This is a genomic window from Mesonia hippocampi (assembly GCF_014197445.1).
In the GTDB taxonomy this organism is placed as follows: domain Bacteria; phylum Bacteroidota; class Bacteroidia; order Flavobacteriales; family Flavobacteriaceae; genus Mesonia; species Mesonia hippocampi.
Genome location: NZ_JACIFO010000011.1, coordinates 29,703 through 41,869, shown reverse-complemented (window position 1 = coordinate 41,869; position 12,167 = coordinate 29,703). Strand labels below are relative to the sequence as shown.

The window sequence follows — 12,167 nt, the reverse complement described above, 5'->3', positions numbered from 1 at the left end:
ATGTTTAAAAAAACGCTGCTTCTTCTACTTTTTTTTATAGGATTAACTACAAAGACCTTTGCTGCTTATGTTTTAATCCCTATGGATGCAGAATCTCAAAAAGATCATTTAAAGGCTTACGGGATAACTTATTGGGCATTAACTAAACAAATAAAAGTAAAGTGGTTGTTAAATTATAGAGGAGGTGCTTTTTTGCTTCCAGCTGCCGAAGCTTTACAACAAGAATGCACCATACGTGGAGTTTCTTACGAGCTGATTAGCAATGCGAATGCCGAAAAAATTTTAGAAGAAATTAGCTCTCCCGCTAAAAACCAAGAAGCTGTTTTATTAGAAAAAGCTCCAAAAATAGCGGTTTATACCCCCAACGATGATGCCCCTTGGGATGATGCTGTAACAATGGTATTAACCTACGCCGAAATTCCGTACGAAACCATTTACGATAAAGAAGTATTAGAAAATAAATTACTACTTTACGATTGGTTGCATTTGCATCATGAAGATTTTACAGGGCAATACGGTAAGTTTTATAATCGCTACCGTGCAACCCCTTGGTATATAAAAGCAAAAACCGATGCTGAGGCTTTAGCTAACGAACTAGGTTACCAAAAAGTATCGGAACAAAAACTAGCTGTAGCTTTAAAAATTAGAGACTATGTTGTGGGAGGTGGTTTTATGTTTGCGATGTGTAGCGCAACCGATAGCTTTGATATTGCGTTAAGTGCAGAAGGGGTTGATATTTGCGAGCCTATGTTTGATGGAGATCCCAGTGACCCAAGTTATCAGAATAAAATAGATTATACTAAAACTTTTGCTTTTACCAATTTTACCTTAGAGCGTAGCCCTATGGTGTATGAGTTTTCTTCTATAGATATGACAGCAAAACGAAATGTGCCAAAAGAAAAAGATTATTTTAGTTTAATGACTTATTCTGCCAAGTGGGACCCTATTCCTACCATGTTAACACAAAACCATACCACATTGGTAAAAGGCTTTATGGGGCAAACTACAGCTTATCATCCAGAACAGATAAAACCTAATGTTTTGGTTATGGGAAAAAACAAACGAAATGAGGAAGCACGGTACATCCATGGGGTAAAAGGAAAAGGTTTTTTTACCTTTTATGGCGGGCACGATCCTGAAGATTATCAGCATTTGGTAGGTGATCCAAAAACAGAATTGGCTTTACATCCTAATTCACCTGGTTATCGTCTTATTCTTAATAATGTGTTGTTTCCTGCAGCAAAGAAAAAGAAGCAAAAAACGTAAACATAATTGATAGAGTGTTTATTTTTTAGCTGGTGGAATGTAGAAACTTTTGTCGGGTAATACCAGTATTTCTACACGTCTGTTTTGTTGTTTTCCTTTAGCTGTTTTATTAGAGGCAATGGGCATGGTTTCTCCAAAAGATTCTGTGTTTATGAGGTAAGTGCCTTTATCCTTTAATTGTTCTGAAAGATATTTTTTCACTGCTCGAGCTCGTTTATCCCCAAGTTTCATATTGTAGTCATAGCTCGCATCGCTATCGGTATGTCCCGAAACTAAAATTTTAGCCTTAGGAATTTCAGAAATAAGCACAATAAAGCGTTCTAACTCATTAATAGCAGAGGTTTTTAAAATAGCTTTATCGGTATCGAATAGGAGGTGAGCCGAGACATTTAATTTTAAAACACCACCAACGGTAGCAATAGCATCTATATCGGCACCTGGCGTGGGTCCTCTACAAAATGAACCTAAATCGGTTAAACGTACATAATAATAAATATCTTTTTTGTTGGCGGGTAAGTTGGCGTTAGCAATATCGGCACTAGATTTTCCTCCAGAAACTTCCCCTATCATAATCCAGTTTTTATTATCGGAAGAAATCTCTACCGTAAAAGCTTCTACAGAGGGACCTATTTCGAAAAAATATAAATCAGGTCCTTCTATATCGATAAAGCCGTTATCTTTAAACTGAGCGACCAATTGTCCTTTGCAACCTACAGATACGTAGGAAGTGTCTAAATACTTTTTATAATCAGGTTCGCCAGCAGCATTTTGCGGATTTGAGTATTGTGGTAATGCTTTGGGATTACCTTCTTTAAAACTTATGATGGTATCGGCAAAGGCTACATTTCCTAGCGGGATAAAAACATGCGATTTATCTTTAAGGGTGTAAAATTGTTGAAATTTTATTTTCTCAATCGGGATTACTTGTGCTTTAGTAGTTAAGAACCCTAATAGGCAACTGTAAAATAAAAGGTTTTTAAACATGAGAAATAAAACAAATAATTTATGGGAAAATACAAAAATATTATGGGTTTAGTTCATTCTTTAGTAGTATAAATATCGATATTGTGAAGGTAGATTTTTTTATTTTCTGATTAATAATACTCGATGATAATATCGGGTTCTGAACCATTAACAAGACAAAGGTGTCTTTTATAACTTATAGGATAGCCATCATTATCGTAAACATACTTAATGATCCAAATATCGTTATACATTGTATTATTAAGACGTGTAATGTTATTAGGAGTTAATCCTGAAGCGTTGGTTAATTCTATTCCAGAGAGGTTATTAAGATAATAGGTTAAGCTATTATGCTTTTTAAAAGATACATAGTACGGGTTAATTTTATCATCGTAAAAATATTTATCAATAGATTTAATTTGTTTATTTTCATATTTCGTGATAATTTCGGTAATATTTCCCCTACTATCATAGGTGTATTTTTTATATTCGATATTGTGTATGTTGTCGGGTGTTAAGTAGGTTGCTTTTATAATTCGACCTTTATCGTCTAATTGTAATTCATAATCTGTTATCGATGTAGTGTTATTATAATCGTAATAAACATAAGCTTTTGTTATTACTTTATTTGTTTGGTAGGATAATTCAAAATAACGTTCATTTCCTACTGTATTTACTCTTACAATCCTGTTTAGAGTGTCGTATTTATATTCGTAAGTATTATTATTTTGGATTCTTTTTTTTATTCTCCCAGAGGAGTCATATTCATATTCTCCAACAAACGGAGTGTTTCCAGTCGCACTTATTAACAATCCATTATTAAATTCAAAAGAGTGGTTATAACCTTGATATGGAGTATTAGTAGACTTTGTAACATTTTTAATGATTTTTGTTTTAAACGCTAGCTCGTTATCATCATTATGGCAAGAAAGTATAGATATACAGACCAATATTAATGTTAAAATTTTTATTTTTTTCATGTTTCGTATAGGTCTATTTTAGTAGTATTATACTGCTTATTGAGATTGTAAAATACGTAAGAAATGCTATTAAAACAAAAAGTCTTCTCGATTGGAGAAGACTTTTTTATAAGAGAGATAATTAGGTTGTTGTATTTATTTAACTTTCTCTACAATCGCTTTAAAAGCTTCTGGGTGGTTCATTGCTAAATCTGCTAAAACCTTACGGTTAAGCTCAATTTCATTAGCTTTTAATTTACCCATAAATTGCGAGTAAGACATTCCGTTAATACGTGCTGCTGCGTTAATACGCGTAATCCATAATGAACGGAAGTTTCTTTTCTTGGTTTTACGATCTCTATAAGCGTACAACATTGCTTTATCAACCGCATTTTTAGCTACTGTCCAAACGTTTTTACGACGTCCGAAGTAACCTTTAGCTTGCTTCATTACTTTTTTTCTTCTAGCTCTTGAAGCAACAGAATTTACTGATCTTGGCATAATTTACTGTTTTTTTTGTAGTAGGCGATTTTTTTTAATTTAAAAAATACTTTTATGAGCCTAACTCCAGGGTTATTAATTTAGTTAACCAATTAAACCTTTATTACTTTAAGCGTAATTGTAGTTTAATATTGTCTTCATCAGACTTGTGCACTAGTGTACTGTGCGTTAATTTAAGCTTACGTTTTTTAGACTTCTTTGTTAAGATGTGGCTTTTAAACGCGTGCTTTCTTTTAATTTTTCCAGAGCTTGTAAGCTTAAAACGCTTTTTAGCACTAGATTTGGTTTTCATTTTAGGCATTGCTATCCTTGTTTTTAATTATCTCTACTTAATGTTTTTATTTTACCTTTTTTGGGGCGATAAACATAGTCATACGTTTTCCTTCTAGCTTAGGTAATTGTTCTACTTTACCATATTCTTCTAGCTCTTGTGCTAAACGAAGTAAAAGGATTTCTCCTTGGTCTTTAAAGACAATAGAACGCCCTTTAAAGAAAACAAATGCTTTAAGTTTTGCGCCGTCCTTTAAGAATTTTACAGCATGATTCTTTTTAAATTCATAATCATGATCGTCTGTGTTAGGGCCAAATCTAATTTCTTTAATTACCACTTTAGAGGTTTTAGCTTTCATGGCTTTTTCACGTTTCTTTTGTTCGTAAAGAAACTTTTTATAATCCATGGCTTTAACCACTGGTGGTTTAGCATTTGGAGAAATTTCTACAAGATCTAATTCTAGCTCTTTAGCTATTTCTAAGGCTTTTCGAGTTGGGTAAACTCCCATCTCTACGTTATCACCTACAAGCCTAACTTCCGGAACACGAATTTTTTCGTTAATTCTGTGTAAATCTTCCTTTTTTTGACGAAAATTACTTTTCGATTTTTTCCTGCGTATTGCTATGACTATATAATTTTAAGGTTAAACTTCAAATGTTTTTTGAGAAGCGTTAACTTCAGAAGCGATGAGCTTGGCAAACTCTTCTACTTTCATGCTTCCTAAATCTTCTCCTCCGTGTTTTCTTACAGAAACCGTACCATCTTTTTCTTCTTGTTCGCCAACAATAAGCATGTATGGTATTTTGTTCACTTCAGCTTCTCTAATTTTTTTACCCATAGTTTCACTACGGTTATCTACGAGACTGCGAATTTCGTGATTTTCTAATGAATTTAAAACTTTTTGTGTATAATTTTCATATTTCTCACTCAAAGACAGAATAATAGCTTGTTCAGGCATTAACCATAGGGGGAAGTTACCGCCTGTATGCTCTAATAAAATAGCAATAAAGCGTTCCATGCTACCAAATGGGGCACGGTGTATCATTACTGGGCGGTGCTCCTCGTTGTCGGCTCCTTTATAGGTTAAATCGAAGCGTTCGGGTAAATTATAATCTACTTGTATGGTTCCTAATTGCCAACTTCTACCAAGGGCATCTTTAACCATAAAGTCTAATTTAGGCCCGTAGAATGCTGCTTCGCCTGTTTCGATTACATAATTGAGTTCTTTTTCTTTTGCTGCATTGATAATGGCTCGTTCTGCTTTCTCCCAATTTTCTTCGCTTCCTATGTATTTTTCTTTGTTTTCAGGATCTCTTAACGATACTTGTGCTGTAAAGTTCTCGAATCCTAATGAACCAAATACATAAAGCACTAAATCGATTACTTTTTTAAATTCATCGTCTAATTGATCTGGAGTACAGAATATATGGGCATCATCTTGTGTAAACCCTCTTACACGGGTTAATCCGTGCAATTCTCCACTTTGTTCATAGCGGTATACGGTACCAAACTCCGCGAAACGCTTTGGGAGGTCTCTATAACTCCACGATATGGCATTATAAATCTCACAATGGTGAGGGCAGTTCATGGGTTTTAATAAAAACTCTTCACCTTCGCTAGGTGTTTGTATGGGTTGGAAACTGTCTTCGCCGTATTTAGCGTAGTGTCCTGAAGTTACATAAAGTTCTTTTTGACCTATATGTGGTGAAACTACTTGCTCGTAGCCTGCTTTTTGCTGTGCTTTTTTTAGGAAATTTTCTAGGCGTTCTCTTAAGGCTGCTCCTTTAGGAAGCCATAGAGGTAATCCTTGTCCTACTTTTTTTGAGAAGGTGAATAGTTGTAATTCTTTTCCTAATTTACGGTGATCTCTTTTTTTAGCTTCCTCTAGTAGCGCTAGGTATTCTTTTAAGTCTTTTTGCTTAGGAAAACTTATTCCGTATACGCGGGTAAGTTGCGGGTTTTTCTCATTACCACGCCAGTATGCTCCAGCAACGCTCATTAGTTTTACCGCTTTTATGATTCCTGTATTAGGAATATGACCACCTCGGCATAAATCACTAAAGTTATCGTGGTCGCAAAAGGTAATGTCACCATCGGTAAGGTTTTCTATAAGTTCTACTTTATAAGGGTTTTTCTCGTTTTTATAGAGGTTTAAAGCATCTTGCTTACTTACTTCTCGCATAGAGAATTCGTGCTTTCCACGAGCGATTTCGAGCATTTTATCTTCGATTTTCTTAAAATCGTTGTCAGATATTTTATGCTCACCAAAGTCTACATCGTAATAAAAACCGTTTTCTATGGCTGGACCTATGGTGAGTTTTATACCTGGGTATAGTTCTTGTAATGCTTGTGCTAGTACGTGGGCAGAACTGTGCCAAAAGGCTTTCTTACCTTCGTCGTCATTCCATGTGTATAACGTAAGCGTGCCATCTGTAGTAAGCGGTGTTTTTGTTTCTACGGTAGTCTTATTAAAACTTGCAGAAATTACATTTCTAGCCAAACCTTGGCTTATGCTTTGAGCTACTTCAAAAGGGGTTGTGTTCTGTTGGTATTCTCTAACACTCCCATCGGGCAAAGTTATTTTTATCATGAGACGATTTTTTCTATATCCTGCAAAGATAAACCTATAATTTTTTTGTACAAGAGGTAGTGAGTTTTCTTGACTAAAAAACCCTGCTTTTTTGCAGGGTTTTGGTTTTGTATTGTTTTTTGTGATTTTATCTATTCATCGAAAGTAAAAACTCTTCGTTAGAACGGGTGCTTTTTATGCGGTCGCTAATAAATTCCATAGCTTCTATAGGATTCATATCGGCTAAGTATTTACGCATTATCCACATACGTTGTATGCTTTGCTCGTCTAACAATAAATCGTCTCGTCTTGTACTCGAGGAGGTGAGGTCTATAGCAGGGAATATACGGCGGTTGGCAATTTTTCTGTCTAATTGTAACTCCATGTTTCCTGTTCCTTTAAATTCTTCAAAGATAACTTCGTCCATTTTAGAACCTGTATCGGTTAATGCTGTAGCTATGATAGAGAGAGAGCCTCCGCCTTCGATGTTACGTGCAGCTCCAAAGAAACGTTTAGGTTTATGTAAGGCATTTGCATCTACACCACCACTTAATACTTTTCCGCTGGCTGGTTGTACGGTGTTGTATGCTCTTGCTAGACGGGTAATAGAGTCTAATAGGATTACAACATCGTGTCCGCATTCTACCAAGCGTTTTGCTTTTTCTAATACGATGTTTGCTACGCGAACGTGTTCGTGGGCTTCCTTATCAAAAGTAGAAGCGACAACTTCTCCTTTTACGTGGCGTTGCATGTCGGTTACTTCTTCTGGGCGCTCGTCTATTAATAAAACAATTTGATATACCTCTGGATGATTTGCTGCAATGGCATTGGCAATGTCTTTTAATAACATTGTTTTACCTGTTTTTGGTTGCGATACAATCATGCCTCGTTGTCCTTTTCCTATAGGGGAAAATAAATCGATGATACGTGTAGAGATAGAGCTTTGCTTTTCTGTTATCTTAAACTTTTCTTGTGGGAAAAGAGGGGTTAAGTGTTCAAACGAAACCCGGTCTCTAACTACTTGTGGGTCTAGCCCATTAATTTTACTTACTTTGATTAGTGGGAAGTATTTTTCGCCTTCTTTAGGAGGGCGAACTTCGCCTAATACGGTGTCTCCAGTTTTTAAACCAAATAATCTAATTTGTGATTGTGATACGTAAATATCGTCTGGAGAAGAAAGGTAATTGTAATCTGACGAGCGTAAGAAACCATAACCATCTTGCATAATGTCTAAAACACCTTCGCTTTCTATAATAGCCTCAAACTCATAGTCTGGCTCTCGGTAACGGTTGCGGTTATCGCGGTTGCCATTTTTTTGCGTTTGTTTCTTGTTATTGTGGTTGGCAGAATTGTTGTTTTGTTGGTTTTTGTTGTCTTTCTGCTGATTTTTTTGAGGATTTTTGCTATCCTTTTGATGTTTCCTTTTTTGATTGTTCTCAAAATTGGATTTATTCTTGTTGTCTCCTTTATTGTTTACAGAGTTGTCTGTCTGCTCGTTAGTGCTAGTAGCGGGTTTAGTTTTTTGAGCTTGTTTTTGCTCTCTGTTATCATTGTTAACAGCGGGCTTGGAAGTTGAGTTTGTTCTGGTATTGTTTTTAGCTGTACGAGGACGTTTTTGTTTTTTAGAATGCTCTTCCTTTTTGTTATCAACTTTACTATCTACAACTTTTTTTGTATTATTATCAGGCTTACTTCTATTTTCAGTCACTGTTTCGTTGGTTGATTTATTGTCTTGTAGAACTGCTTTTACTTCCTGTGGGTTAGCTGCTTGGTGATCTAGAATTTGGTATACTAAATCTAATTTTCTTAAGTAGCGGTATTTGGGTACATTAAGCGATTGTGCAATTTCTTGAAGCTCGGGTAGTTTCTTGGCTTTTAATTCTGAAATGTCTAACATGTATTCTTAAATAATGATATGTACTATTTTTTAGTGAAAACTAAATAATATACTTTAAAGAGATGTGATTTTTTTATTGAAGCAACAAGTAACCTTATATGAGTGGGTTACGATTTGTTACTGCAAATGTACAATTTTATTTTTTATATGAAAATATTTTTTTTGAAAATAAAAGCCTACATTTGCGACGAAACCAAAAAAGTAATGATTCAACGAATACAAAGCATATACTTACTCATAGTAGTACTTTTAGGGAGTGTACTGCCTTTTATTTTTCCGTTATGGACCACACCAGAAGGTGCTGCCGTTTATGCTATTGATGTTCTTTTAGCAAAGAGCATTTTTATAGGTTCTGCTTTTATGGCTTTAGTAAGTATTTTTTTATTTAAAAATAGACAGCTTCAATTTGTTATGGGGCGTTTAAATATAGTATCAAACTTTATTTTACTAGGATTTTTTGTGTATTGGTCGCTAAGCTTACCTGGAGAAATGAATATTTCTGAGAAGGGTATTGGGATGCTGATTCCTATTCTTTCTATCGTTTTTTTAGTGTTAGCCAATAAGGCAATTAAAAAGGATGAAGCTCTTGTAAAATCTGTAGATCGATTCCGATAAACCTAACATCTTAGTAGTATTAGTGCGTTAAAAACCCCGAAGTATCGGGGTTTTTTTATTACCTTTTTCCTAGTTCTATTACTTCGAGATTTTTAATTTCGGTTTTATCTATGCAAAAGCGTAGCATGGTGCGCTGCTGATGAAAGCCATGTTTTCCTGCCGCTCCAGGATTCATGTGAAGGGTTTTTAAGGTTTTATCAAACATAACTTTTAAAATGTGCGAATGCCCACAGATAAAAAGCTTAGGAGGGTTTTCTTTTAAAAGCGAACGTATTTTAGTATTGTATTTAGGTGGGTATCCACCAATATGTGTTATCCATACCGAAACTTCTTCACATAAAAAGCGTTGGTGTAACGGAAAGGTTTTTCTGGCCTTATGGTCGTCAATATTGCCATAAACAGCTTTTAACGGAGCAACTTCTGCGAGTTTATCGGTAACATCTAGCGAGCCAATATCACCGGCATGCCAAACTTCATCGGCTAGAGAAGCATAATGTAAAATCCTATCGTCAATATAACTATGGGTATCGCTTAATAAAAGTATTTGTTTCAAGGGGTGTAAAAATTCTTAGTTATGTATCTTTGTGAACAAAATTACATAGAAAGTTTGAGGTATTTTATAGAATTAGCTTACGATGGTCAATCTTTTCATGGTTGGCAAATACAACCAAATGCAGAGAGCGTGCAAGAACACCTCGAGAAAGCTTTAAGTGTATTGCTTAATCAAGAACTATCCATTGTAGGGGCAGGACGTACAGATGCTGGAGTACATGCAAAACAACTATTTGCCCATTTTGATATAGAAAAACCTATAGATGAAAAACAACTTGTGTATAAATTAAATAGATTTTTACCTAATACAATAGGGGTGAAGCGTATTTTTAGTGTTCATGATGAGGCTCATGCTCGTTTTGATGCCATTAGCCGTACTTATGAATATGTAATTAGTATTGAGAAAAATCCATTTTTAGCCGCTTATTCTTATTACATGGCGAGGCCTTTGTCTGTAGAGAAAATGAATCAAGCCGCAGTTTATTTAATTAAAGAAGCCGATTTTCAGTGTTTTTCAAAAAGTAAAACCGATGTATATACTTATTTTTGTACTATAGAGCAGGCTGTTTGGGAAAAAAAAGAAGAGAAACTCATATTCACCATAAAGGCAAATAGGTTTTTGCGTAATATGGTACGAGCTATTGTAGGAACATTGCTGGAAGTTGGCTTAGGGAAAATTCCGCCCGAAAGGATTCAAGAAATAATAAAAAGTAAAGATCGTGGAAAAGCAGGTTTTTCTGTACCCGCTCAAGGTTTGTTTTTGACAGAAGTAGCTTATCCTAATCGAATTTTAGAGAAAAATGATAAATAATTCAGGAAATGCATTTGATTATTCGCTTTTTAAGCGATTACTAAAGTTTACAAAGCCGTATAAGTTTGTATTTTATTTTGTGGCTTTTGCAGCAATAATACTTTCTGTTTTTGCTATTGTAAGGCCTTACCTTACTCAAGAGGCTATAGATTTGTCTATCAATACTCAAGATTACGATAACCTTGTTTACTACACAGCTCTTATGCTTATTACTTTGGTGTTGGAGGTTATTTTTCAGTTTGGTTTTATTTATTATGCCAATTGGTTAGGACAAGAGGTGATACGAGATATTCGAGTAAAACTTTTTGAACACATGCTAGGGTTTAAAAAACAATATTACGATAACTCTGCAGTAGGTAGACTTGTAACACGTGCGGTAAGCGATATCGAAACCATTGCAAGCATTTTTAGTCAAGGCTTGTTTATGATTATAAGCGATTTATTAAAAATGTTGGTGGTAGTAGGTTTTATGTTTTATCAGAGCTGGAAATTAAGTATCGTTGTACTTTTGGTTATGCCGTTTATATTATATGCAACGCGGGTTTTTCAGCAGAAAATGAAATCGGCCTTTGAAGAAGTGCGTACACAAGTAGCAAACCTAAATTCTTTTGTGCAAGAACGAATTACAGGAATGAAAATTGTACAAATTTTTGGTAGAGAAAATGCAGAATATGAGCGATTTAAAGCCATTAATGCAAAGCATAAAAAAGCTTGGATAAAAACGGTTTGGTATAATTCTATTTTCTTTCCCGTTGCCGAAGTTGCCACCTCGATAACCATAGGTGTATTGGTATGGTATGGCGGAATGCAAATTGTAGAAAACAACAATTTATCGCTAGGACTTATTGTAATGTTTATACAGCTTACACAAATGCTATTTAGGCCTTTAAGACAAATTGCCGAAAAGTTTAATACCTTACAAATGGGAATGGTGGCAGCCAATAGAGTTTTTAAAATTTTAGATACACAAGCCTCCATAACAGATGTAGGTGCAATAGAGGCAAAGCAATTAAAAGGAGCAATACAATTTAATGAGGTAAGGTTTAGCTATATTAAAGGAGAAGAAGTGCTAAAAGGAATAAGCTTTGCTGTAAATGAAGGAGAAACCGTAGCTATAGTAGGAGCCACAGGAGCAGGAAAAAGTACCATCATTAATTTGTTAAATAGGTTTTATGAAATAGATAGCGGAACCATTAGTATAGATGGGGTTTCGGTAAAAGATTATACGTTAGCCTCTTTACGTAATCAGATAGCCGTAGTGTTACAAGATGTGTTTTTGTTTGCCGACACCATTATGAATAACATTACGCTAAAAGAAAATTCTATTACAGAAGAAGATGTTATTACAGCGGCAAAAGCCATTGGGGTGCACGATTTTATTATGAGCTTACCTAACGGGTATCAATATAATGTAAAAGAAAGAGGGGTAATGCTTTCTTCAGGACAGCGTCAACTTATTGCTTTTTTAAGGGCTTATGTAAGCAAGCCAAGTATTTTAATTTTAGATGAAGCCACATCATCGGTAGATACTTATAGTGAACAATTAATGCAAGATGCTACCGAGCGTATTACAAAAGGAAGAACCTCTATTGTAATTGCTCACCGATTAGCAACGATAAAAAAGGCAGATAAGATTATTGTAATGGACGCTGGACAAATTGTAGAAATGGGCAAACATGATGAGTTGCTAGAAAAAGAGAATGGTTATTACCGAAACTTGTATGAGGTTCAGTTTTTACAAGAGAATACATTAGATGTGTAAA

The 12,167-nt window shown here is 34.9% G+C and carries 12 protein-coding genes; 4 read left to right on the top strand and 8 right to left on the bottom strand.

Annotated features, from left to right (window positions below):
• A complete protein-coding gene (locus GGR32_RS10800) occupies nucleotides 1-1,266 on the top strand; it encodes an asparagine synthetase B (protein ID WP_183478213.1) in 1,266 nt (421 codons plus the stop codon).
• Between the two features lie 18 nt (nucleotides 1,267-1,284).
• Here the strand turns inward: GGR32_RS10800 and GGR32_RS10795 are convergent, their stop codons facing one another.
• The 7 genes from GGR32_RS10795 to rho form a co-directional block, all read right to left on the bottom strand.
• On the bottom strand, nucleotides 1,285-2,250 hold the full coding sequence (locus GGR32_RS10795; RefSeq protein WP_183478212.1) for an OmpA family protein: 966 nt from the start codon (nucleotides 2,248-2,250) through the stop codon (nucleotides 1,285-1,287).
• Nucleotides 2,251-2,360: 110 nt separating this feature from the next.
• Nucleotides 2,361-3,209 (bottom strand): hypothetical protein, encoded by an 849-nt coding sequence (locus GGR32_RS10790; RefSeq protein ID WP_183478211.1) that lies wholly within the window; start codon nucleotides 3,207-3,209, stop codon nucleotides 2,361-2,363.
• A 135-nt stretch (nucleotides 3,210-3,344) separates the two neighbouring features.
• Complete coding sequence (gene rplT, locus GGR32_RS10785; protein WP_183478210.1) at nucleotides 3,345-3,689, bottom strand: 50S ribosomal protein L20; 345 nt, start codon at nucleotides 3,687-3,689, stop codon at nucleotides 3,345-3,347.
• 103 nt (nucleotides 3,690-3,792) lie between these two features.
• Nucleotides 3,793-3,990 carry a 50S ribosomal protein L35 gene (gene rpmI, locus GGR32_RS10780; protein WP_183478209.1) on the bottom strand — a complete coding sequence of 66 codons (198 nt, stop codon included), beginning with the start codon at nucleotides 3,988-3,990 and terminating at the stop codon, nucleotides 3,793-3,795.
• 37 nt (nucleotides 3,991-4,027) lie between these two features.
• The gene (gene infC, locus GGR32_RS10775; RefSeq protein ID WP_343066444.1) at nucleotides 4,028-4,579 is read right to left on the bottom strand and encodes a translation initiation factor IF-3; all 552 of its coding nucleotides are present in this window, start codon (nucleotides 4,577-4,579) and stop codon (nucleotides 4,028-4,030) included.
• 24 nt (nucleotides 4,580-4,603) lie between these two features.
• Nucleotides 4,604-6,550, bottom strand: coding sequence for a threonine--tRNA ligase (gene thrS / locus GGR32_RS10770; RefSeq protein ID WP_183478208.1), 1,947 nt, complete (start codon nucleotides 6,548-6,550; stop codon nucleotides 4,604-4,606).
• Nucleotides 6,551-6,677: 127 nt separating this feature from the next.
• Nucleotides 6,678-8,426 carry a transcription termination factor Rho gene (gene rho, locus GGR32_RS10765; RefSeq protein ID WP_183478207.1) on the bottom strand — a complete coding sequence of 583 codons (1,749 nt, stop codon included), beginning with the start codon at nucleotides 8,424-8,426 and terminating at the stop codon, nucleotides 6,678-6,680.
• A 204-nt stretch (nucleotides 8,427-8,630) separates the two neighbouring features.
• On the opposite strand from rho, the gene GGR32_RS10760 reads away from it, so the two are divergent.
• Nucleotides 8,631-9,041, top strand: a complete 411-nt coding sequence (locus GGR32_RS10760; protein ID WP_183478234.1) for a DUF4293 domain-containing protein — start codon at nucleotides 8,631-8,633, stop codon at nucleotides 9,039-9,041.
• 58 nt (nucleotides 9,042-9,099) lie between these two features.
• On the opposite strand, the gene GGR32_RS10755 is transcribed toward GGR32_RS10760, so the two are convergent.
• Entirely contained in the window at nucleotides 9,100-9,594 is a 495-nt protein-coding gene (locus GGR32_RS10755) for a metallophosphoesterase family protein (protein WP_183478206.1), read from the bottom strand.
• 21 nt (nucleotides 9,595-9,615) lie between these two features.
• On the opposite strand from GGR32_RS10755, the gene truA reads away from it, so the two are divergent.
• Nucleotides 9,616-10,404 carry a tRNA pseudouridine(38-40) synthase TruA gene (gene truA / locus GGR32_RS10750; protein ID WP_246415199.1) on the top strand — a complete coding sequence of 263 codons (789 nt, stop codon included), beginning with the start codon at nucleotides 9,616-9,618 and terminating at the stop codon, nucleotides 10,402-10,404.
• Entirely contained in the window at nucleotides 10,394-12,166 is a 1,773-nt protein-coding gene (locus GGR32_RS10745; RefSeq protein ID WP_183478205.1) for an ABC transporter ATP-binding protein, read from the top strand. The genes truA and GGR32_RS10745 overlap by 11 nt, the downstream gene beginning before the upstream one ends.
• Nucleotide 12,167 lies beyond the last annotated feature (1 nt).